Origin of the sequence: Roseovarius sp. THAF9 (assembly GCF_009363715.1) — a bacterium.
Taxonomy (GTDB): domain Bacteria; phylum Pseudomonadota; class Alphaproteobacteria; order Rhodobacterales; family Rhodobacteraceae; genus Roseovarius.
This window is the reverse complement of the sequence record NZ_CP045407.1, coordinates 50,062-69,881: the sequence shown is the minus strand read 5'-3', so window position 1 is coordinate 69,881 and position 19,820 is coordinate 50,062. Positions and strand designations below refer to the sequence as shown.

The window sequence follows — 19,820 nt, the reverse complement described above, 5'->3', positions numbered from 1 at the left end:
TAGCCTCAATATCCAAACAGTCCGGGCAGCCAGATACTTACAGCCGGCACAAAGGTGACCAACATTAAAACTGCAAGGTGAACGGTGAGCATCAGAGCTACTGGCCCTGCAATTTTCTCGACACGTAAGCCTGATACTTCGCTTCCCAGAAAAAGCGCCACGCCAACTGGCGGTGTAGCCATGCCAATTACAAGGTTGATACTCATCAGGACGCCAAATGTAATTGGATCAATCCCGAGCTCCATAGCGACCGGCATCAAGACCGGTACCAAGATGATTATTGCAGCTGTAGTATCCATGACGAAGCCAACGATCAGCAGTAGCAAATTGATCAGCAACAGTAGGATGATCGGATTACCCGACAGCCCCAGCAACGCCTGAGCGATTTGCCCGGGGACACCCTCCGACAGCATCACGTCCGAAAACACCCGCGCCGCGCCGATTACCAGCATGATAAAACTCGTTGTCTTGGCGGTCGAAAGCGCAACGTCCCACAGATCCTTGATGGTGATGGTGCGATAAAATACCACGCTTACGACCAACGCGTAGAAGGCCGCGACCGCCGCCGCTTCGGTCGGGGTCATGATTCCGCCAAATATCCCGCCTAGAATAATGAAGGGCATAAAAAGGGCTACGATCGAGCCGCGAAACTCGGTCCAGACACGTTTGAAAGAAAATGGGACAATCGTGCCAAAATTGCGTTGCCTAGAGCGCACGTAGACCACGGCCATCATCCCGAAACAGATCAACAGACCCGGCACGATTCCGGCAAGGAACAGTGCCCCGACTGATTGGTTTGCGGTTACCGCGAAAATCACCATTGTTATGCTCGGAGGGATGATCGGTCCGAGCAAGGATGCCCCGATCGTAATGCTCGTGGCAAAGGACTGGTCGTAGCCGTCCTTGCGCATCGCGGGGATCATTACACGGCCCACCGCCGCGATATTGGCAAGTGCTGATCCAGATATCGATGACATGATCGCGTTCGAAACGATGTTGGTGTGCCCCAAACCGCCGCGAATATGCCCGACAACAGACTGTGAGAACTGCACCAACTGCATCGAAATGCCGCCCCGGTTCATTAATTCGCCGGCGAGAACGAAAAACGGGATCGCCATCATGGGAAAGGAGTCCATACCGTTGAACATACTCATCGGCAACAACACGAGCGGCATTGATGGCAGAAGAAATTCAACAGTCAGCAGCGCTGCGGCTGCAATCGCGAATGCAACGGGAACGCCCATGAGCAGGAAAACCAGCATTGACACGAAGAGGGTGAGAGCAAGCACTTTGCGGGTCTCCCAGTTATGGCGCGTCGTCAAACCTGGACCGAGGCCCAGGGTTGTCGTCGCGCGTGAAGAATTCGGCAGCTATAAGGTGATAGAGCATCAGGAGCCCACCAACTGGAAGCGCGGCATAGGGTATGTACATGGGTAAGCTTAGTGCCGCGGTGGTCATATACTTACCACGGCCCATCAACTCAAATCCCTGCCAAAGCAAGACTACGAGCACCACAGCCACGATGGCCTGTGCAAGTCGGATCACCGCGGTGCGCAGAGTCCGCGATCCGATCCGCGAAACAAGCAAATCGACCGCAATATGCCCGCCTCCCCGAAAGACGAGCCCTCCGCCGAGAAGGGATAGCCACACCATGCAATAGCGGGCGACCTCCTCGGACCAGGCGAGCGCATCGTTCAAAACATATCGAAAGAAGACCCCGGCAAGCGTCGCACCAAACATCGCTGCCAGCAAGAGAACCACTGCGCTTCTAGTCACAAGCAGGATGGCGTTGTCGATTTTTCCAAGCATACTGGGGTCACTCCTATTATTTTGCGCCTATCGGTGCACGATTAGGGCTGCCCAACATTCGCTTCCGCGTCGGCAATGGCGCCCAGCAGGGTGTCCACCCATTCGTCACCGATTTCGTCACGCACCATCTGCTCGACAGCCGGGCGCCCGAGATCACGAAACTCAGCGTATTCTTCCGGTGTCGGCGAATAGATTTCGATTCCAGCGTCCTCCAAGTCCGCGAGCGCATGACGCTCGTCCAAGAGCACGGTGGCGCGAGCAACGATGTTCGCGGTCTTCGCCGCTTCCTGAACGATTTGCTTTTGCTCATCGGTCAGCGACTGATATGCGCCCTCATTAATCATTGCGGCATGGATGCTGAACAAGTGACGGTCAAGCGTCAGATATTCCAGATGCTCATGAAACTTCATGGCATAGGCTAGGCCGGGAGGGTTCTCCATCCCGTCGACCACTCCCTGCTGCAGCGACGTGTAGACTTCAGACCAGGAAATTGGTACCGGACTTCCCCCCAGCTCCTTCACCATGGCAATGTGCGCATCGTTCTCACCAGTGCGGATCTTGAGCCCGGCCAGATCTGCGGGGCCATGGACTGGGTGATCGCTGCTAAAGAAACTGCGGAAACCAGCGTTGAAGATACTGAGCACGCGTAGACCCGTAGCCTCCTGCCAAGCTTGTTCGAACTCGTCGCCAAAGGGGCCGTCCAGCACTTCCCACGCCACAGCGTCGGATTTAAAAAGGAACGGAATGCCCAAGACCCGTGCCGGCGGGAAGAAACTTGGCATCAGGATTTCACTGTTGATGGTGATCTGATTGATGCCGGCTTGCGTTTTCTCGATCTGTTCACGTTCGGCACCGGCAGCGTTGGCGCCGAGGATGCGCACTTCGATATCACCAGCCGTCTGCGCTTCCACTGCTTCCTTGAAGATTACCGCCCATGCGTGTGACCCTTGATCCATCGTTTCGGCGGTCGTGTGGCTCAGACGCAGGACGGTATCCTGCGCCGACGCGGCGCCAACCATAAGCGCAGAGGTCGCAAACGCAACCGCTCCAGCTTTCGCTATATTTCTAATCCCCATTGGTACATCTCCTACTTTTTTGTTTGTCGACGTCATGTTGACCAACATGAGCCGTTCCGAGGTTGCAAATGTGTATTTATGTATTAATGTATCCAATGTGAGATGCAAGACTTGATTTCAAAACCTAGGGGCCAAACCTATGCCACAACAACAAACACCTTCATTTCTGAGCGAAGCGGCTCTGATCGAACAGCTAAAAAGCTTCGTATCTTTTCCCAGCCAACAGACTGATTTGCTGGAAGAAGACCCTAAAATTCATGACTTCATCCGGAAATGTGCTGCTCCGCGCTTCAAGGAGGTCGGTGCAGACGTTCACTTCGATAATCACGGCAACCTGATCGCCCAAGCAGGACCGAGGGATGCCGGGGCCTCCCTGCTGTTCGTAGCTTACGCAATGACGCATCCAGCGAATCGGATGACCGATCCGTTTACGCCGCGGTTGATCGAAACCGCGCACGGCCCGGCTGTTCGCGGCCGCGGCGTGGCCGAACAAAAGACCGCTTTGACCGCAGTGCTAGCTGCGCTAGCCCAAGCAATCGCCGAAGATAAGCTCAAAGGTCGTCTGACCGTAGTCCTGACAACTGCCGGCGAAACCGGACGCCATGATGCCGTGCGCGCCGCGATGAAAAACATCGGCGAAATGCCGGACTTTGCCTGCATCTGTATCGGGACCGACAGTAAAATCGCGACGGGGAACAAGGGCCGGGTGGACTTCGACATTCACGTCCACGGCAAAGCGGCGCACTCATCGTCGCCCTGGAATGGGATCAACGCCTTGTCCGGCGCTCGCCATATTCTTGAAAACCTCGAAACATTTGATCTCGGCGTCGCGGATCATCCTGTTTTCGGCCCTGCGACGCTAACTCCCACCGCGCTGAAGACCCTGCCAAATGCCACCCACACGGTGCCGGACACTGCGACTATTACTTATGACAGGCGCGTCCTGCCTGGTGAATCGCCAGAAGAAGCCTACGAAGCCCTGACTAGGAGAATCAGAATCCAAGAACCATGGACCCTGGACTTCGAACAAGGTCCGATCATGTATCCGAACGAACTGGACCCGAACGGAACATTCGCTAAGAAACTGAAAGCCGCCTTTTCCCGCTCGGGTTACAAAGAGGCCGAGACTTTTGCATGCAACTTCGCACTAGATGCGGGCTTCTTCTCCCGTGCGGGGGCCGAAGCGGTGATGCTTGGACCTGGCGAGGTAGGCCAGTTTCACTCGGACGAAGAAAGCGTTCTCGTCCAAGACCTTGTCGGTATCGCACAGGTCTACTACGAGCTTATTTGCGAATGCTTGGAGGCAGGTTAAAGTTCAACCGGACCGTTTCTGCAGTTCGAACCAGACCCACACAGGATGCTTACAGTGGCACGAGAACACTATTTATCAAAGAAAATGTCGCCGATCGAGCGCGCTTATCACTATATTCTCGAGGCAATCCTTTCTGGCGAGCTAGTGCCCGGAATGCGGGTTGCGACGGAAGCTGTGGCAGAAGATCTAGGGATTAGCCGGATGCCAGTACGCGATGCACTTCGGCAACTCGAAGGCGACGGCGTTGTGACGATCGTCGCCAATCGGGGCGCCTCGGTCGCGGAGTTTACTACGGAAGAAGTTATTGAGTTGATTGAAATGCGGGCAGTTCTCGAAGGTTTAGCGGCACGTATGGCGCTCCCATTTATTGGTCCAACCCAAATTTCCGAACTTGAGCATCTTCTTTGGCGGATGGACAATGTACAAGAAGATTTATCGGCGTGGATCACCGCACATGATGAGTTCCACAATTATCTGACCGCCTGCTGTGAGAAACCTCTTCTAATTCAGGAGGCACAACGTATGCGCCTTATGCTGCGCCCCTACTTCCGTAAGTTCTACGCAGAGTCCCGCGAATTCGAAATTGCGGGACTCGAACACAGAACCATTGTTGACACCGTGAAGATCGGAGATACCGAAGCGGTAGAAAATGTCGTGCGCGCGCACGTCAGGCAGAACGTGGACAATATCGCAACGCTCGCCTGATCCCAGCAAAGCCACCTAGGAAGGCCGGTGCGATTCACACCGGCCTTTTTTGCACCTTGCACTCACTGTGTATTTGTGTATTTTTGTATCCAATACTCAAGGAGACGAGGTCATCATGGAACAAATCAACGCATCAGTGGTGTCGAATGAACCGCTGACAGGGGAATACTGGCTTCTTCAAGTCGATGCCCCAAGCATTTCGGCTGCTCTCGAACCGGGGCAATTCGTCAATATTCGCGTCAGCGGAGAGCATGGCCCCTTTTTGCGCCGCCCGTTCAGCGTCTATCGCGTGAGTTCCGACAGGACCCGCCTTCAGGTCGCTTACAAACTCGTGGGCGAAGGCTGTCGCCTAATGCGTGATACCCTTCGTCCTGGAACAACCTGCGATCTGATCGGGCCCCTTGGCACCGGGTACGATTTACCTGCCGAAGCGCGGACCATTGCACTCGTCGGCCGTGGGATCGGAATCGCTGCGCTGCCAACGCTTGCAGATCTTGCCGCAAGCCGAGGCATTACCTCCCACGCTTTCCTCAGCGCCCGAACCCGCGACAACATCGTCGGCACCGAAATTTTCTCGCATCATGGCGGCATGGTGTTCCTACATTCCGACGATCAACCAGGCGGGGTCACCATGGTTACCGACCACCTTTTGGCCGAGGCTTCGAAGATTGACTTTGACGCCATCTATGTTTGTGGCTCCAACCGCCTGATCCGCGCTGCCGACACGTTGGCGCGAAAGTTGAACATCCCGGCGCAATCCGCGATGGAGCAGCATATGGCCTGTGGATTTGGAGACTGTCACGGCTGCGTAATCGAGGTGAACCTCGATCCCGCAGGCGAAAAGAAAGCCTATCGCGAAGTTTGCCACTATGGCCCTGTCTTCAACACCTGGGAGGTTGTCAATGCCTGATCTCAGCATAAATATTGCCGGCATCGAAATGAAGAACCCACTGACCGTAGGGTCTGGCACCTACGGCCATCATGGGAACTTCAATCAGTTTTTCCCTGTCGAAACCATGGGCGTGCTAGTACCCAAGACGGTCCGTCCTATTGAATGGCCAGGCAACCCGCCGCGCCGTGTAATCGAAGTGCCGTCGGGGTTGCACAGTTCTGTCGGCATTCCGTCGATTTCTTGGGAACAGTTCGAAGCCGTGGACGCTCCTCGCCTACGCGATTTGCCAGTCCCTGTCATTCAGAGCGTCATCGGTCGAACCGAAGTGGAGTACGCCGAAGTTGTCGCGCGTGCGTCCGCATTGAACGCCTTCCAAGGACTGGAACTCAACCTGTCTTGCCCCAACTTGAAACAGGGTGGACTAGACTTTGGATATGACCCGGACGCCGCTTACAAACTGGTGAAACGCGCGCGGCAAGAAACAGACCTCCCCTTAGTGGCTAAACTCGCGCCTGACTATTCGTCGCTAGTATCCGTGGCGCAAGCCATCGAAGCAGCTGGAGCGGATGCGGTCGCACTGGTCAATGCGCCACGCGCTATGTGCATCGACATAGAAACTCTGAAACCCATGATAGGCAATGGCGTCGGTGCACTATCTGGCCCAGCGATCAAACCAATGGCAGTGTACATGGTGTGGACACTGTATCGTTCGATCAGTCTGCCGATCTTCGGCATGGGTGGTGTCGCTAATTACAAGGACGTGATCGAATTCATGGCGGCGGGTGCCGCTGCCGTTGCCTTTGGAACTGTCTCGTACGTTGATCCGATGGCTTTGCCTCGGGCGCTTGTGGATCTCGAGACTTGGCTTGTGGAAAAGGGAATCGACGATGTGAAATCCCTGATCGGGGCGGCGCATGGTTCCGATTTTCAGCGTCCCGCACCCCTCAAGGAGATGAAACATGCAGTTTGAAGGTCAATACACTCTTAACGCGACGCCAGCGGCCGTCTGGGAAGCATTGAATAGTGAAGTGGTCCTTGCCCATTGCATACCAGGCTGCGAGAGCGTCAAGAAACATGACGACGGTGCTTATGCCGCTACAGTCACGCTGAAAGTCGGTCCGGTAAAGGCTCGCTTTGCTGGTGATGTGAACATCAAGCAGATAGAGCCGCTCAAGCGTTATCGCGTCGAAGGTGAAGGAAAGGGAGGCGTTGCCGGCTTTGCCCGTGGCGCCGCCGACGTATCGCTCGAAGAAGTGAGTGGCGGTACGGCGCTAAGCTATACAGTTGATGCCAAAATAGGTGGGAAAGTCGCGCAACTGGGAAGCCGTATGCTCAACTCTACTGTTCAGAAGCTTTCAGATAACTTTTTTGAGAACTTCGCCGAAGTCCTGAATGGCAATTTTGTGCATGCATCATTTGGAGAACTTAAATGAGCGCCACCGCAGAGCTAAGCCTATCTGAGGTTCTATCATTGAGATGTTCGACAAGGCAATTCAGCGAAACGCCGCTACCGTTCGAAACGGTCGATAGCCTTATTCAGATCGCGCAAGGTAAACGCGGACCATCAGGTGGCCGCGCTGCGCCTTCTGCGCACGCCCTGTACCCTATTAGGCTGATTGCAACTTGTGGGAACGTAGAAGGCACTGAGACTGGCACCTACACGATCGACCCCATGACCGGTCATACCGAGATTCACTGCCAAAAAGATCTCCGTAAAGAACTTCGGCAAGCGGCGCTAAGTAATCAGCCATGGGTTGAAACAGCGCCACTGATCTTAACGTTTTACGTGAATTCTAATGAGATCAGACAGGCCTTTGCCGAGCAGCCACCATTTGGGTCACGTGGTGAACGGTATGCATACATTGAAGCGGGATGCCTTGCCCAAAATTTGGCGTTGTACGCTGCCGAAGCCGGCATCGGGTCAGTACTTGTTGCCGGATTCGACGACCAAGAGACTTCAACCGCTCATGGCGTGGATATGCAACCTCTATTGCATATGTGCTTCGGGATCGCGTCACGATGATGGAATCCCTCACTCTTGTCCTTGTCGCTTCGCGCCTTTTTCGAGTGTAGAAGATTGGTCGCTCACGTCAAAACGGGAGCATCATAACACATACAAAGCGTAAATACAATTGGCCTGTTTGGCCAATAAGAGATCGCGGAAACAATATCGGTAAGCGGGAATATTAAATTGGACGATGCAGAAAATATACCTAAGGCGCAACTCGCGCGATCCGGGCCTAACTTTCTATCAGACATTGACGCAACATTTTGTGCCGTTGCCGAGTCACTCAAACTGACCGAAGGATTGGCTGAAAAAATTCAGGCCTGCAATGCCACATATGTCACCCGCTTTGGTGTGCGTCTACGCGGTCGCATGCACACCTTTGTCGGCTGGCGTGCGGTGCATTCGACCCACAACAATCCAGCAAAGGGCGGCATTCGATACTCGCTTTCATCAAATCAAGACGAAGTCGAGGCGCTCGCTGCGCTCATGACCTACAAGTGTGCATTGATCGGCGTGCCCTTCGGCGGCTCCAAGGGCGCGCTTAAGATTGATCCGCGCGATTGGCAAGAACATGAACTGGAGAAGATCACTCGGCGATTTGCGCAGGAGCTGATCAAGCACGGGTTTCTCAATTCCGGAATGAACGTGCCGGCACCAGACTTGGGCACCAACGAACAAACCATGATGTGGATTGCCGACGAATACCGTCGGCTTAAGCCCGAGGACATTAACGGCATGGCTTGCGTCACCGGCAAGCCCTTGGGCGGCAACGGCATCGAGGGGCGCACCGAAGCCACAGGCCGCGGCGTCCAGTTCGCGGTGCAGGCCTTCTTTTATAACACCGAAGATGCACAAAAAGCGGGCTTTGCGGGCAACGACCTACGAGGGCGCTCGGTGGTGGTCCAAGGGCTTGGCAATGTCGGCTATCACGCCGCTAAGTTCCTCAGCGAAGACGATGGATGCCGCATCACCGCAGTGATCGAGCGCGACGGAGTGATCCGCAATCCGGACGGTCTCGACATCGAGGTACTGAAGAAACATGTCGTGGCCACCGGTGGGGTGCAGGGATTTGCTGGCGGCACCTTCGACGTCGAGGGCGCGAAGGGGCTGGAGGATGTCTGCGATATCCTAATCCCGGCGGCGCTGGAACAGGTGCTGCACGGCAGTAACGCCGGGCAGCTTCAGGCACGGCTGATCGTCGAGGCGGCGAACGGGCCCACAACCTTTGAGGCCGATCGTATCCTGCGAGAGAAAGGCGTTGTAATCATCCCGGATCTCTTTGCCAATGCCGGCGGCGTTGCGGTCAGCTACTTCGAATGGGTCAAGAACCTTACCCATATCCCCTTTGGCATGATGGAGCGGCGCTATGACGAGAAGGGCCACCGCACGCTCGCCCGATCGCTCGAGATGATGACTGGCCGCGCCTTTCCCAAGGAGACCGAGGCGGAGTTTTTCCAAGGCCGCCGCGAGATCGATCTCGTCCGCTCCGGCCTCGAAGACATCATGCGCTCGACCTATGCCGAGCTTTCGCGGCGCTGGAACGATCCCCGCGACCCAGCCACGGATCTGAGATCGGCTGCATATGCAGTATCGATCAACCGGATTGCGGAGGCATACCGCGCCATCGGAATCTAATTTTAACATAAGAAGTCTTATGTGATTTTTGGCCGGCCCAAAATTTCCCTGTAGAATTCGTCCTCTACAACCTCCCTGTGGACGACCGACTGGCGGCACCGGTATTGCCGGTGCCGCCCTTTTCCGAAAGAACGATTGAACGGCCCAGAATGTTTGCGAGACGGATCATCCCGTGACCTGCGCTTCGGCAGGCATTCCATTCCGGCGATCTCGCGCCGTTCCAAGAATTCGTCTCTACACCTCCGAATGTAACATATATCGCGTGGCGATATTTCGCGCACCGTGTCCGGTTCGCGGGCATGAATTTGCGGGACCGTGTAGCACTGAACATCCAAGACTTGAGACGCGCCCGCGGCCTCAGCCAGGAGGAGCTTGCTCATCGGGCCGACGTGAGCCGCGGCCATATGGGCAAGGTCGAGAACGCCAGGTTCGCCGCCTCCCTCGACCTCCTCGAACGTATTGCGAAGGCCTTGAAGGTCGACCCAGCCGAACTCTTCAAAAAACGCTAGCTCCTTCCCGCCAGCCATCGCTCGGTTCGGTTCTGATGCACCGCAATCGATAGTCTAACGATATGGCAGGAGTTCTATGCGCAAGAAAAAAACAGGCTGGCCCTTTCAGGAAGGGTTTATCATCGACGGAACGCAGGAAACTCATGTGTTCACCGACTACCGTTGGAACGATGGGTCCGTGAGCCGGCGCCAGTTTGTCGATCCGGAAAGCTACGACGTCAGACTTGTCATCGTGCGGCCGTTTTCACTCAAGCCGCCAGGCAGCGAGGATCAGTAAGAGAACCACTCCGAATGGCCCATGTTGCCCTCATAGTCTCCGTATTCGACCATGATGCTGCGGGCATAAAAATGCCATAGGCCACCGCTGGTCGGGTAGGCGATCTCCTGACCGCTTTCCGAGACGAATGTCGCGGGCCAGGGCGTGTGGGACCCGTAGACCCGCTGGATGTAGCGGCAGGTGCGGTTCTCGCGATCGCAGGAGCGGATCGACCAGTCCCACTGACGTGGTTCGTCGCGCGGCTCGTAGGAGCGCCCGGTGAACCAGATCACATGGGTCCGGTTCAGCCATTCGTATTCCGGCAAGTTGGTGTCGAGCTCGCCCTGTCCACCCGGCCCACCCAGTTCGACCGGCACATGCGCGAAGGTGCAAACCCCAAAGGGCGGCAGGCTTGGCCAAGGCGTGATGCGGCGGATCATGGTGCGATAGGCGCGCGCGCAGACAGTGCTCGGGGGGAAACCTCCTGCCATACAAAGCATGATGGCGCAGTCGATGTCATAGGCCTGCGCCTTCTCCGGGGCCCCGAACGCCGCCATCACCCCCATCGTCGCTGCCATCATCTGCCGCTTCATGTCACTCTCCCGCAAAAGTTGCGCAGATTATCGCTCAATTTGTATTTTTCTGCAATATGTCGTATTGACTCCATATGTCTTTATGGCCTTAGTGTCGTGAAGTAGAAGGGCTCTCATGGGGAGAGTCCGAACATGCCGATAGCGCGCAACCAGATCCTGATCACCATCGATGGTGTGAAAGACCTTCAAGAAGAAGGCATCGCGTTCCGCTGCCGGTATGAACTCGTGGGGTTCACGGACGATGGCAAGCCGCGTTACCAGTGCATCTACCTGCGCGCGGGCGAGCCGGAAGCCATTCTGGTCTCGACCCGGATTACCCCACACGGTCCCGAGCCGCGGTATTTCAACATATGGCCAGGGCTCTTCAAACATCATCTCGAGTTCGGTGACGGGCGCGATCTGCGCTTTGGTCCTGACTATGAGCTCACCCTCGAGGAGCGCCGCTGACGTCATTGCCTTCGGCCGCGACGGCACGGCCCGGACCTCTGGCTGGACCTTCCACGGCACGAGACCTGCCTGGGCGGGACTGGATGATAGCGCTGAGGCAGAGGTTGTTCTGGCGTCGTTGGACGCCACGCCTCCTTCCGGTCGCGACGACATCCTCGCGCTGATCCGCACCACCGCTGATCGTCATGCAGGCAATCGCGCCCTCGGTCGCGTCGGTCTCGATCCGGACGATTGGGAGGTCCTTTTCCAGGCCCTGGTCGAGGCCGAAAGCAGCTACAACCCGACCGCCGTCAGCCCCAAGGGTGCTTATGGTTTGGGCCAACTGATGCCGGATACGGCCCGCAGCCTCGGGGTCGATCCGCGCGATCCGTCCCAGAACCTCGACGGCGCAGCGCGCTACCTGCTCGCGCAGCTTGCCACCTTCAAGGACATCGACCTCGCACTCGCGGCCTACAATGCCGGGCCACACCGGGTCGTCGAATATTCCGGCATTCCACCCTTCGCCGAGACCCGCGACTACATCGCGCGCATCCACCGGATCCGGTCCCGGCTGGCGGGCACACCAGTTTCCGCGCCGGACACCCGCGTTGCGGACGGGGTTCCAGCCCGCGCACCCGTCCTCATCGATCTTCAGTAAAACAAGGGAACCTCGCATGCTTAGACATCGCCTCAGCCGCCTCTTGCCCGCCGCCACAACCCTGGCGGCTTTCGCAACGCCCGCGCTCGCGCAGGACCTGTCACCCATCCAAACCATGCTGGAAACTGTCGAAGCCGCGCTGACCGGTCCGATCGGGATCGCGGTCGCCACGCTCGCGGTCATCGGCACCGGTTTCATGTGCATGATGGGACGGCTGAACTGGGGCTGGTTCGCCTCGGTCATCATCGGGATCGTGCTGATCTTCTCGGCCGGCACCATCGTCGACGGCTTCTCCTGAGATCCGAGTAGAGCAGTGTCAGAACGATCCCCCCTCTTTCTGGGCCTCGCCCGTCCGCCCAAGTATCTGGGTCTCCCTGTCGGATACCTTGTGGTGCTGGCGACCGGGGTCGTTCTGCCGTTCATCTGGACGAAGTCCATGGTCTTCTTCCTGATTGGTCTCGTCGCCTATCCGATCCTCTGGTTCGTTGCGGACCGCGAGCCGCATTTCTTCGAGGTCCTGCGCGTTTCCTACGGCTCGGTGCGCCCGACGAAGAACCGGACCCTGCACGGAGGCGACAGCTTTGGCGCTTGATACGGGCACACTTTCCACTTTTGGGCCCGCGCTTCTTCAGGCCGGCGCAGGTGACTTCGCGCGGGAGAGCTATCTCGCCGAACAACTGCCGTATTTCGCGCTCGCGGACGATGATGTCATGGTACTGCGCGAGGGCGATCTGATGGCGACCCTGCGCCTTGATGGTCTGAACCCGATGACCAGCGAAGACGCCCGGCTCGATGCGCTCAAACGCGCGGTCGCGGCCATCGTCGCCCAAACAGGCAACGCCTTCGGATTTTACATCCACCGCATCTCGGTTCCGCAGGATCTCGGGATGCGTGCAATCGAGGGGGACAGCTTCGCCGCCGCGATCGACGCCCGCTGGCAGGCCCATGTGAAGGACTTGCACCCGGCCAAGCGTCAACTCTATCTCAGCGTCATCCGTCGCCCCGATATCTCCGCGCGCATTCCGCTCCTGCGCGCGCTGGCCCGCAAGGCCTGGGTCAAGGACCGCGCGACACGCCTGCAGGAACTGAACGAGGTCATGGGCTTCTTCGAGGTGGCGCTCGCTTCCGCCAACCCCGTGAGGCTCACGAGGTCGGGCGGTGAATGGCTGGGCTATCTCAATACGCTGAACGCAGGCAGCTTCTCCCCCATCGCCTTCGGGCAGAGCGCCCTGCCCCTCTCGCACACTTTGAGCAATTGCCGCGCGACCTTTGACGGCGACATCGTCACCCTGACCGACGCCGTGACCGGTCAGGTCAAATACGGCGCGCTCTTCTCCATGAAGACCTATCCGGCGCTGACAGATGTCACGCTGCTCGATGCGCTCGACCTGCCGCTCGACATCGTGCTGACGAACTCCTTCAGCCCGATCCCGAACAACATCATGGCCGAACGGATACAGCGGATCATCCGCCAGATGCATGCCTCCGACGATGCCGCAGTCTCCCTGCGTGAACAGCTCGGCCAGGCGGCAGACGATCAGGAAGCAGGCCGCATTGCCTTTGGCGACCATCAACTTTCTATCGCGGTCTATGGGCCGGACCGCGACACGCTCGAACGGGCAGCCGCCCAGATCAAACGCGTCGGCCAGGAGATCATGTCGGTCATAGTACGCGAGAACATGGCGCTGAAAGCTACGTATTTTGCACAATCCCCAGGCAATTTCGGCTACCGCGCCCGCAAGACGCCGATCTCCTCAGTCAACTTCGCCGATTTCGCCGCGCTGCATGGCAGTGTCGACGGCCGTGGGCCGGACCAGTCGCCTTGGGGCCAGACCATCTCGGTCCTGCCCACGGTCGGCACGTCGGGCTATCGCTTCAATTTCCACGAAGCAGGCAGCCCCGGCAAGGAACCCACGGTCGGCCATACCCTCGTGTTGGGCCGTACCGGTACTGGCAAGACGCTGACCACAGCCTTCCTCGCGGCGCAGGCACAGCGGGTCGGCGCGCGGCTTTTTTTCTTCGACAAGGACCGCGGGCTCGAAATGGCGGTCCGCGCCCTTGGCGGCCGCTACAACGAAATCCGCGCGGGCGTGCCCACAGGCCTCAATCCACTCGCGACCGAGACCGATGAACGCGGCCGCGCCTGGCTCTCGGACTGGCTTGCGACACTTCTCACGCGGAGTGGCGCCCTCACCGGCGAGCAATCCCGGCACATCCAAAGCGCCGTCGGCCAGAACGCCGATGCGGGCGCAGCCCTGCAGCGCTTCGCCAGTTTCGAAACCCTGTTCCAGTCGCTCGATGACGATGGCGAGCTGCAAAGCCGCGTCGCCGAATGGGCGCCCGGCGGCCGCTATGGCTGGGTCTTCGACGAGCCCGAGCGCGGCGCTGGCCTCAAGCTCACGGGCGACATCGTCGGGTTTGATATGACCGAGATCCTCGACATGACGACCGAGCGCATGGCGGTGCTCTCCTACATCTTCCGCCAGATCGAACGCGTGGTCGAAGACCGCCGCCCCACCATCATCGTGCTCGACGAGGCCTGGAAGCTCCTGGACGATCCGTATTTCGGGGCACGGCTGGAAAACTGGCTGGTGACGCTCCGCAAGATGAACTGCGTCGTGATCATGATGACGCAATATCCGAGCCAGCTGCGCGGCAGCCGCGTCGGCAAGACCATCGTCGAGACGGTGCCGACCCAGATCCTTTTCCCGAACGACCGCGCCACCATCTCGGATTACGACTTCCTGCGCGTCAACGCCAAGGAAGCTGCCCTCCTCGTGCAGCCCACCATCGGCCAGCGCATCGCGCTTGTCCGCTCTGCGGGCGACAGCGTCTTCGTTGATGCGGACCTCTCCGCGCTCGGAGACCTCCTCCCCATCCTTGGTGGCGGCGCCACCGGCGAGGCCCGCGTGCCTGCCGATTGGCGCGCCAATCCCGATTTCTGGAGACATGTGATATGAGCTCGAAACCCCTCTTGGCGCTTTGCGCCATTGCGGGCCTTCTCTCGGCTTGCGAAAAGTACACCGAGAAAACCTCGCCCTGCTTCGGTCGCAATGGCGAGCCGCAGGTGACGCGGTCCGCCCTCGCCTTCTCGACCATGGGCGCACCAGTTCAGGACGCTGCAAAGCCCGACTGCACCTTCGAACCCCTGCCCCGTCCGGAATGAGCCGCGCCACGATCATATCCGCCGGGCTCTGCCTCGGCCTCGGCGCTTTGCCCGCGCTTGCCCAGGGCGTGCCGACACAGGATAATTCCGCCATCGGACGTGCCATCGCGCGCGTAGCGGCGCTCGCCGAGGATCTGGGCGTCCAGCAGGACAAGGATCGGACCGAGTCCACGCTGGCCGATGTCCAAGCCGACCAGCTGCGTGTCCTCGAGGAGATGACGGTTGCCATCACCGGCCCCGGCTTCGACATCCGTGCGCTTGAGGGCAATGCGGATTTCGGAGTGGCAGCGGTCTACCCGAATACCGATCCAAGCCCGATGAACAGCCGCCTTTTCGGCGAGGGCCGCGAGACGGTCGAGATGATGATCGTCGAGGTTGCGGGCGAATTCGCAGGCACCCCCGGTGTGGCCCGCGCCGGTCTCTCAGCGACCCAGTGGCGTTGCCTCTTTCAGGCCCTGATCAAGCAGGAAAGCCGCTTCAACGTCGCCGCCGAAAGTCCGGTCGGGGCCTATGGCCTGACCCAGCTCATGCCCGGCACCGCCTCCGATCTCGGCGTTGACCGCTATGATGTGAAGGACAATCTCCGCGGCGGCGCGCGCTATATCACCACGCAACTCAACCGCTTCGGCAACATTCCCCATGCGCTGGCAGCCTACAACGCGGGCCCCGGCCGGGTGATCGAATACGGCGGCGTGCCGCCCTTTGCCGAGACGCAGGGCTACGTGCGCAACATCTCGAAATTCTACAACGAGTATCTCGCCGTCGTGGGCGGGGCCGACGCGCTCGGCACGCTCTCGCCCTCGGACTTTGCGCTGGCCGAATATGCCAGCATCTCCGAGGCGGGCGTCTATTATGCCGCCGACAGTTCGGCCACGACCGAACAGGTCATCAATCGCCTCCGCGCCATCATCCTGCAGATCGGCGCGCAGCCCAATGTCAAGGCGGCCTGGGAGCTCAACACCTACGCCAAGGCCGAGATCGGCCGCATCCTCACCCTTCGCGTCCGGCTGATGGCCGCCAACCAGCAGCGCGAAGCGGCCCACGCGCAGCACCTCGTCGCCGACCGGCTGGCCGAGCGCGACTTCATGCAGATGGGAGTTCCCGAATGAGACAACTTCTCCTGACCGTGGCTGCGGTCACAGCACTCGGGCTTCCCTTGCCCGCCTCGGCCCAAGGCGTGCCGACCTTTGATGGCTCACAGCTTGGCCAGCTGGTGGCGCAGCTCGAACACATGGCCGAAGACCTAAACGTCCAGATGCAGCAACTCGCCACCATGCGGTTGGAACTCGAAACCCAGCTGTCGCAGCTCACCAACCTGGAAGCGCAACTGACTTCGCTGATCGAGGGCAGCGGTCTGGGGGAGCTCTTCGCGACGGTCGAGGAGTTTCGCGCGCTGCGCGGTAAGCTGGTCGCACCCCTCAACACCGCGCAATCGCTTGCCAGCGGCGATTTCCTGAGCGGCTTCAATCCCGGCGCTGAGCTATCGGCCTCGGTCGAGCGCGTGCTCTCCGGCAGTGGCTTCACCTCGGAACGGTTGACCACGCTCTCGGGCTCGGATCAGCCCGCCGACAACCGCATCGCGACCTCTGCCGGGGCCAGCGCCATGCTGTCGGTCGCCGCGCAGGAAAGCCACGAGGAGGCCGGCCAAAGCCTCGGGCGGCTCGAGACCATGGTCGGGCTGATCGACGATCAGGACGGGCTGAAAGCCGCCGTCGATCTCAACACCCGCGTCACCGCCGAGCTCGGCATCATCCTGACCCAGATCTGGAGGCTGGAAGCTGCACAGGGCGTAAGCGCCGGACAACTTGGCGTCGTCGATGCCGCCACCCTCGCGGATGAGCGCAAGTTCCGCTCGATGGCGGTGGATCCATGAGCACGTCGATGCGCCTCATTATCCCGGATATTCGGTTCCTTGGTTTCGCCGCGCTTGTGCTCGGTGCCCTGCCCTGTGCCGCGCTGGCCCAAGCCTCGACCACGGACCCGTCCAGCAATACGCCCTTCAGTTCGATGGCCATCGCGCGGGACGAGGGCGACGCCTGCCGTGTCCCGAAACCACCCGCCGATCTGGCCGAGACCGCTTACTTACGCAATGGCTACCGCGCGATCCTGCGCATTCTGATCGCCGAAGAGATGCTCGCATCGGAGAACTGCGCATGTCTGCTGGATGCATTCACCTGGGATCAGGCCCTGGGGGCCCTGCCCCGGTTCCAAACCTCAGACACCCCGCGCCTGCCCTTCAAGGTGCTGGACCTCTACGCCAAGGCCGATGCGCTGGAAGCCCAGGTCATGGAGGCTTGCCCACCGATACAGGATGGTGGGTAGATGGGGGTCATCCGCGACATCCTTGGCCAGGTCGACGCCGCGGTGAACACCGTGGCGCAGGACGGCTTTGTCTCCTCGGCAGCCTCGGTCGGTAATGTCATTTCGGCGGGCGCGACGCTCCTTGTCGTCCTCCTCGGCATCAACGCCGTGATGCAGCTCCGCCCCCTGCCCTTCGGCACCGGCTTCGCCTTCGGGATGAAGGTGGTGCTCGTGGGGATATTCGCCCAGAGTTGGGACAATTTCAGCGTGATTTATGGCATCGTCACGCAAGTACCTGACTCCGTCGGCGCCTCGATCCTCGCCCTCACCGGCTCGGGCGACGAGGCCGGGGTTTATGAAAGCCTCGACAACATGGTCGCGCGCATCACCGCCTATGGCGACACGATCGGCGACCGGGCGGGCTGGGTCTTCGGCGCTGTTCTCGGTGCGATCTTTTTTGTCCTCTCCGCCATCTTCGCCGCCGTCACCGCCGGGATCATCGCCTTCGCCAGGATCGTCTTCGCGTTGATGATCGTGATCGCCCCCTTCATGATCGTGACCTCGCTCTTCAAGCCGACCCAGTCGCTCTTCGAGGCCTGGACCCGCGCCACCATCGGCTATGCACTCATGCCCGTAGCCGCCGCCGGGGCCGCGGGCATCATCGTCGCCATCGCCGAGGCCATCGGGGACGCCTCGGCTGATCCGGGCGATGTGGAGACCGTGAGCCTCATCCTGCCCTTCCTCGTGATCCTTATCCTCAGCGCCGGGATCATGGCCTCGGTGCCCTACATCGCCTCCAACCTCACCGGTGTCGTGGGAATTGCGTCGAATGCCGTGGGCCTTACCGGCCTTGCGCGCCAGGGCTTCGTGAACACGCGCCAGTATGGCACCGGGACCGCTTCGCGACTCGTCACCGGCAAATCCCCGCATGAACTGAACCAGATGGCCAATGCGGGCGTGGTGAAGACCGGCGAGATGATCCGCCAGAGCCCCGGCGCGCTTCTCTCCGCCGCCAAGGCCTTCCGCAAACCCTGATTTGAAAGACTCAAGACTTGAAGAAGACCGTAGCCAGTTCCGCGAGAAGCGACCGCGACGCCTTTGAGGTGGATTTCATCTACGGGCCGAGGCGGCGCGAGCGCTTCGCCTGGTTTGTCGCGGCAGCAGGCGTGCTGGTCGGCGTGGCGGGCATGGTCGCGGGCGCGAGCCTTTTTCCCCTCAAATCGACCGAGACCTTCGTGGTCGTGGTGGACAAGGAAACTGGTGAAATGGACCGGGTCGCCGCCGTCCAGGCGCTGACGCTTTCGGAAAGTGACGCCATCATCCAGGCCAGTCTCGTGGCCTATGTCGATGACCGCGAGACCTATGACCTGACCGACGGCGAGCAACGCATCAACTCCGTGCTCGATCGCTCGGACGGCGATGCCGCCCGTACGCTGCGCGATCTCTGGTCCTCCACCAACGAAGACTACCCGATAACCGTCTATGGCCGCGACGCCAAGATCGAGGTGGTGATCAAGTCGGTGAACCAGATCGAGCGCGGCGTGGCCCAGGTCCGCTTCACCCGCACGCTGCGCCGCCCCCGCGACACCCGCACCGTCACCCGGTCTTACGTCGCCACTGTCGGCTACGGCTTCCAACCCGAAACCCGCAAGCGCCTTCAGGACGTCTGGGCCAACCCCTTAGGCTTCGTGGTGACCTCCTACCGCGTCGACGCCGAAACCCTGGAGAACTGACCCTCATGAAATCCCTGCCCGCGCTCCTCACCACGTTTCTCCTAGCGCTTGCCCTTCCTGTTGCCGCCCTCGCCGAGGCCACGCCGCAAGGCGGACCGCTCGATATCCGCATCCGCACCGCCGTCTATAACGAAAACCAGGTCTACCGGATCGAGACGGATCTGAAGCATTCGACGACGCTTCATTTCGGGGCGGGGGAGAGGTTCGAGGCGGTGATCGTCGGCGATACAGAGAGTTTCCAGGTCGATCCGATCCCCGAGCTTGGCAACGTGCTGACGATCAAGCCGCATGTGGCCAACGCCTCGACCAACATGACGGTGATCACCAATCGCCGCACCTATTCCTTCCACCTGCGCGAGGGCTCGATCCCGAACCGCACCGGCATGTTCTTCGAGGTCCGCTTCCGCTACCCCGACGAGGAACGCCGCGCGGCGGGTGCCACCCAGCCCAAGGGCTATGAGGCGCCGCGAAACTACAACTACCGTGTTTCGGGCGAGGGCGATTTCCGCCCCAGCCATATCTACGACGACGGGCGCTATACCTATTTCGTCTTCCCGGAAAGTGCTCGCCAGCCTGCCCTCTTCAAGGCCGATGACCAGGGCCGTGAGCGCACGGTCAACTGGACCCAGCAAGGCAACACGGTCCGGGTGCTCGGGGTGAACAGCTACTGGACGCTGCGTATCGGCGATGAGGCGATCTGTGCCTGGCGCGACGAGAGCGCGATCTACGTGAGCAACTGAC

25 protein-coding genes are annotated in these 19,820 nt (G+C 59.6%); 21 read left to right on the top strand and 4 right to left on the bottom strand.

Annotated features, from left to right (window positions below; all coding sequences use genetic code 11):
- Nucleotides 1–5: 5 nt before the first annotated feature.
- The 3 genes from FIU86_RS21890 to FIU86_RS21880 are packed head-to-tail and all read right to left on the bottom strand — an operon-like array spanning nucleotide 6 to nucleotide 2,933.
- Nucleotides 6–1,289: a TRAP transporter large permease gene (locus FIU86_RS21890; RefSeq protein ID WP_152477494.1), complete on the bottom strand. Its 1,284-nt coding sequence runs from the start codon at nucleotides 1,287–1,289 to the stop codon at nucleotides 6–8.
- Nucleotides 1,290–1,305: 16 nt separating this feature from the next.
- Nucleotides 1,306–1,809 (bottom strand): TRAP transporter small permease, encoded by a 504-nt coding sequence (locus tag FIU86_RS21885; RefSeq protein WP_152477493.1) that lies wholly within the window; start codon nucleotides 1,807–1,809, stop codon nucleotides 1,306–1,308.
- 41 nt (nucleotides 1,810–1,850) lie between these two features.
- Nucleotides 1,851–2,933, bottom strand: a complete 1,083-nt coding sequence (locus FIU86_RS21880) for a TRAP transporter substrate-binding protein (RefSeq protein ID WP_152477492.1) — start codon at nucleotides 2,931–2,933, stop codon at nucleotides 1,851–1,853.
- Nucleotides 2,934–3,024: 91 nt separating this feature from the next.
- Between FIU86_RS21880 and FIU86_RS21875 the strand changes: the two genes are divergently transcribed.
- The 9 genes from FIU86_RS21875 (at nucleotide 3,025) to FIU86_RS21835 (ending at nucleotide 10,223) form a co-directional block, all read left to right on the top strand.
- Nucleotides 3,025–4,197 (top strand): M20 family metallopeptidase, encoded by a 1,173-nt coding sequence (locus tag FIU86_RS21875; RefSeq protein ID WP_152477491.1) that lies wholly within the window; start codon nucleotides 3,025–3,027, stop codon nucleotides 4,195–4,197.
- Nucleotides 4,198–4,251: 54 nt separating this feature from the next.
- Nucleotides 4,252–4,902 (top strand): GntR family transcriptional regulator, encoded by a 651-nt coding sequence (locus FIU86_RS21870; protein WP_172977613.1) that lies wholly within the window; start codon nucleotides 4,252–4,254, stop codon nucleotides 4,900–4,902.
- Nucleotides 4,903–5,017: 115 nt separating this feature from the next.
- Nucleotides 5,018–5,812 (top strand): dihydroorotate dehydrogenase electron transfer subunit, encoded by a 795-nt coding sequence (locus tag FIU86_RS21865; protein WP_152477489.1) that lies wholly within the window; start codon nucleotides 5,018–5,020, stop codon nucleotides 5,810–5,812.
- On the top strand, nucleotides 5,805–6,764 hold the full coding sequence (locus FIU86_RS21860; RefSeq protein WP_172977612.1) for a dihydroorotate dehydrogenase: 960 nt from the start codon (nucleotides 5,805–5,807) through the stop codon (nucleotides 6,762–6,764). The genes FIU86_RS21865 and FIU86_RS21860 overlap by 8 nt, the downstream gene beginning before the upstream one ends.
- On the top strand, nucleotides 6,754–7,227 hold the full coding sequence (locus FIU86_RS21855; protein ID WP_152477487.1) for a CoxG family protein: 474 nt from the start codon (nucleotides 6,754–6,756) through the stop codon (nucleotides 7,225–7,227). Before FIU86_RS21860 ends, FIU86_RS21855 begins: the two co-directional genes overlap by 11 nt.
- Nucleotides 7,224–7,817 (top strand): SagB/ThcOx family dehydrogenase, encoded by a 594-nt coding sequence (locus FIU86_RS21850; RefSeq protein ID WP_152477486.1) that lies wholly within the window; start codon nucleotides 7,224–7,226, stop codon nucleotides 7,815–7,817. The genes FIU86_RS21855 and FIU86_RS21850 overlap by 4 nt, the downstream gene beginning before the upstream one ends.
- A 234-nt stretch (nucleotides 7,818–8,051) precedes the next feature.
- On the top strand, nucleotides 8,052–9,437 hold the full coding sequence (locus FIU86_RS21845) for a Glu/Leu/Phe/Val dehydrogenase (RefSeq protein WP_254704055.1): 1,386 nt from the start codon (nucleotides 8,052–8,054) through the stop codon (nucleotides 9,435–9,437).
- A gap of 299 nt (nucleotides 9,438–9,736) precedes the next feature.
- Entirely contained in the window at nucleotides 9,737–9,946 is a 210-nt protein-coding gene (locus FIU86_RS21840) for a helix-turn-helix domain-containing protein (RefSeq protein WP_152477485.1), read from the top strand.
- A gap of 76 nt (nucleotides 9,947–10,022) precedes the next feature.
- Nucleotides 10,023–10,223, top strand: a complete 201-nt coding sequence (locus tag FIU86_RS21835; RefSeq protein ID WP_152477484.1) for a hypothetical protein — start codon at nucleotides 10,023–10,025, stop codon at nucleotides 10,221–10,223.
- Here the strand turns inward: FIU86_RS21835 and FIU86_RS21830 are convergent.
- Nucleotides 10,217–10,795, bottom strand: coding sequence for a hypothetical protein (locus FIU86_RS21830; RefSeq protein ID WP_152477483.1), 579 nt, complete (start codon nucleotides 10,793–10,795; stop codon nucleotides 10,217–10,219). The genes FIU86_RS21835 and FIU86_RS21830 overlap by 7 nt on opposite strands.
- A 132-nt stretch (nucleotides 10,796–10,927) precedes the next feature.
- Between FIU86_RS21830 and FIU86_RS21825 the strand changes: the two genes are divergently transcribed.
- The 12 genes from FIU86_RS21825 (at nucleotide 10,928) to FIU86_RS21770 (ending at nucleotide 19,819) form a co-directional block, all read left to right on the top strand.
- Nucleotides 10,928–11,242, top strand: coding sequence for a hypothetical protein (locus FIU86_RS21825; RefSeq protein ID WP_152477482.1), 315 nt, complete (start codon nucleotides 10,928–10,930; stop codon nucleotides 11,240–11,242).
- A 79-nt stretch (nucleotides 11,243–11,321) separates the two neighbouring features.
- Nucleotides 11,322–11,879: a lytic transglycosylase domain-containing protein gene (locus tag FIU86_RS21820; protein WP_152477513.1), complete on the top strand. Its 558-nt coding sequence runs from the start codon at nucleotides 11,322–11,324 to the stop codon at nucleotides 11,877–11,879.
- 16 nt (nucleotides 11,880–11,895) lie between these two features.
- Nucleotides 11,896–12,177 carry a TrbC/VirB2 family protein gene (locus tag FIU86_RS21815; RefSeq protein ID WP_009574106.1) on the top strand — a complete coding sequence of 94 codons (282 nt, stop codon included), beginning with the start codon at nucleotides 11,896–11,898 and terminating at the stop codon, nucleotides 12,175–12,177.
- A 15-nt stretch (nucleotides 12,178–12,192) separates the two neighbouring features.
- Complete coding sequence (locus tag FIU86_RS21810; RefSeq protein WP_152477481.1) at nucleotides 12,193–12,471, top strand: type IV secretion system protein VirB3; 279 nt, start codon at nucleotides 12,193–12,195, stop codon at nucleotides 12,469–12,471.
- The gene (locus FIU86_RS21805) at nucleotides 12,461–14,839 is read left to right on the top strand and encodes a type IV secretion system protein B4 (protein WP_152477480.1); all 2,379 of its coding nucleotides are present in this window, start codon (nucleotides 12,461–12,463) and stop codon (nucleotides 14,837–14,839) included. Before FIU86_RS21810 ends, FIU86_RS21805 begins: the two co-directional genes overlap by 11 nt.
- Nucleotides 14,836–15,045 (top strand): hypothetical protein, encoded by a 210-nt coding sequence (locus FIU86_RS21800; protein ID WP_152477479.1) that lies wholly within the window; start codon nucleotides 14,836–14,838, stop codon nucleotides 15,043–15,045. Before FIU86_RS21805 ends, FIU86_RS21800 begins: the two co-directional genes overlap by 4 nt.
- Nucleotides 15,042–16,154, top strand: coding sequence for a lytic transglycosylase domain-containing protein (locus FIU86_RS21795; protein ID WP_152477478.1), 1,113 nt, complete (start codon nucleotides 15,042–15,044; stop codon nucleotides 16,152–16,154). The genes FIU86_RS21800 and FIU86_RS21795 overlap by 4 nt, the downstream gene beginning before the upstream one ends.
- Nucleotides 16,151–16,918, top strand: a complete 768-nt coding sequence (locus tag FIU86_RS21790; protein WP_152477477.1) for a type IV secretion system protein — start codon at nucleotides 16,151–16,153, stop codon at nucleotides 16,916–16,918. The genes FIU86_RS21795 and FIU86_RS21790 overlap by 4 nt, the downstream gene beginning before the upstream one ends.
- A gap of 8 nt (nucleotides 16,919–16,926) precedes the next feature.
- Nucleotides 16,927–17,367 (top strand): hypothetical protein, encoded by a 441-nt coding sequence (locus tag FIU86_RS21785; RefSeq protein ID WP_254704052.1) that lies wholly within the window; start codon nucleotides 16,927–16,929, stop codon nucleotides 17,365–17,367.
- Entirely contained in the window at nucleotides 17,368–18,381 is a 1,014-nt protein-coding gene (locus FIU86_RS21780) for a type IV secretion system protein (protein ID WP_152477476.1), read from the top strand. It abuts the gene before it with no gap.
- 17 nt (nucleotides 18,382–18,398) lie between these two features.
- Nucleotides 18,399–19,079, top strand: a complete 681-nt coding sequence (locus FIU86_RS21775) for a virB8 family protein (protein WP_152477475.1) — start codon at nucleotides 18,399–18,401, stop codon at nucleotides 19,077–19,079.
- Between the two features lie 5 nt (nucleotides 19,080–19,084).
- Complete coding sequence (locus FIU86_RS21770; protein ID WP_152477474.1) at nucleotides 19,085–19,819, top strand: TrbG/VirB9 family P-type conjugative transfer protein; 735 nt, start codon at nucleotides 19,085–19,087, stop codon at nucleotides 19,817–19,819.
- Nucleotide 19,820: the final 1 nt, after the last annotated feature.